2 protein-coding genes and 1 pseudogene are annotated in these 1,638 nt (G+C 60.1%); all 3 read left to right on the top strand.

Going from position 1 to position 1,638, the window contains the following annotated elements:
- Nucleotides 1–458 (top strand): 3-keto-5-aminohexanoate cleavage protein (locus EOA19_RS34840; RefSeq protein WP_164893130.1); only part of this gene is annotated, 458 nt, incomplete at its 5' end.
- The gene (locus EOA19_RS34845; protein WP_128306112.1) at nucleotides 455–883 is read left to right on the top strand and encodes an acyl-CoA thioesterase; all 429 of its coding nucleotides are present in this window, start codon (nucleotides 455–457) and stop codon (nucleotides 881–883) included. The genes EOA19_RS34840 and EOA19_RS34845, both read left to right, overlap by 4 nt.
- A gap of 307 nt (nucleotides 884–1,190) precedes the next feature.
- Nucleotides 1,191–1,507: pseudogene (locus EOA19_RS34855) on the top strand (transposase); the annotation flags it as partial.
- Nucleotides 1,508–1,638: the final 131 nt, after the last annotated feature.

Consider the following 1,638-nt stretch of genomic DNA (forward strand, 5'->3'; position numbering starts at 1 on the left):
AAGTCGGCCAGGCTTATGGCACGAAATTCGAGTTCGAGTGCTACGATGTCAGTCACCTCTACACGCTTGCGCACTTTCTAGACCGCAAGCTGCTGAAGCCGCCGCTTTTCGTCCAGACGATCTTCGGACTTCTGGGCGGAATCGGCGCCGACGCCGAAGACATGATGCACATGCGCAGGACGGCGGACAGGCTGTTCGGAGACGACTATCTCTGGTCGATCCTTGCCGCCGGCAAGCACCAGATGAACCTCTGCACGATGGGTGCGATCATGGGTGGCAATGTGCGTGTCGGGCTGGAAGACAGTCTCTATATCGGCAAGGGCGCGCTTGCCAAGAGCAATGCGGAGCAGGTCGCCAAGATCAAGCGCATCCTTGGCGAACTGTCGCTTGAAATCGCAACCCCCGACGAAGCCCGCCAGTTGCTGGATCTCAAGGGCGGAAACGAGGTCGGGTTTTGACGCGCCCGATTGAAACCTATGTCGGCGTCGTCCATCCTTGGATGTGTGACGCGATGGGCCATCTCAACGTCCGTCACTACGTCGCTATGTTCGACGACGCCGGTTTCCAGCTGCTCGGCAGGATCGCCGATCCCCGTTTGACGCCGACGCTCGGCTGGGCGGATGTGAGGATGGAGATCGACTACGTGCACGAAACCGAGGTGGGAACTCTGGTCACCGTTCGCACCGTTATAGAAAAGCTTGGGAAGTCGTCGCTGACCTATCTGCATGAAATGCGCGGCACGCTGGATGATGTGCTGCATGCACGCATGCGTACCGTAACGGTGCGCTTCGATCTTCAAGCGCGGAGCAAGATCGAGATCGAAGGCGAAGCCCGACAGGCGTGCGCGAAACTCCCGAGCGGTGAAGTCGATACGCGTGGGTGACGGCGAGAATGTCTGGTGAGGGCATCGTTAGCGGCATTGGCGTGACTTGAGCGAGATGCTCTAGGTCGCGGAAGGATTCTACTCGCCATAGGAACGGCAAAATATAGCCGCTATTGCACAGACACCGCATTGGGCGGCCGCCACAATCGGGTCGCGTCCCCACAGGTGGTGTAGCTCGGCGGTAGCGAAGCCGCTCGCGAGCGCGCTCTCGATAGCGCTGTAGCGAGCGAGTGGCTTTGCGGTGGTCATCGACGGTTCGCCGGTAAGGTCGGGTTGCTGACACCAACCTGATTCGAAGGAACCATCGATGACCGACGACATGATGAACCTGCGCGCGCTCGTGGAGAAGACTCCGGATTCCGATCTCTTGCGCGAGATGATCGGCTTTGCCGCCGAGCGGCTGATGGAGCTGGAGGTTGGGGCCGCCACCGGCGCCGCCTATGGCGAGAAGAACCCATTGCGCACGGCCCAGCGCAACGGCTATCGCGAGCGCGACTGGAGACGCGGGCCGGCACCGTCGAGCTGCGCATCCCCAAGCTCAGGAAGGGCTCCTACTTCCCCGGTTTTCTCGAACCGCGCCGCATGGCCGAGAAGGCGCTGACCGCTGTCATCCAGGAGGCCTACTGTTGATTTTCACTGAGAACTGACCCGGCATTTCCACCGAGATTTGACCCGCCTTTTATGTATGTTTCGGTTCGGGGTTGAGGGTCAAGGTCCTGGCTTTCTCCTTCGCTTTTTTAGGCTCGTGGGCAGAG

Origin of the sequence: Mesorhizobium sp. M7A.F.Ca.US.010.02.1.1, assembly GCF_004023085.1 — a bacterium.
Lineage (GTDB): Bacteria > Pseudomonadota > Alphaproteobacteria > Rhizobiales > Rhizobiaceae > Mesorhizobium.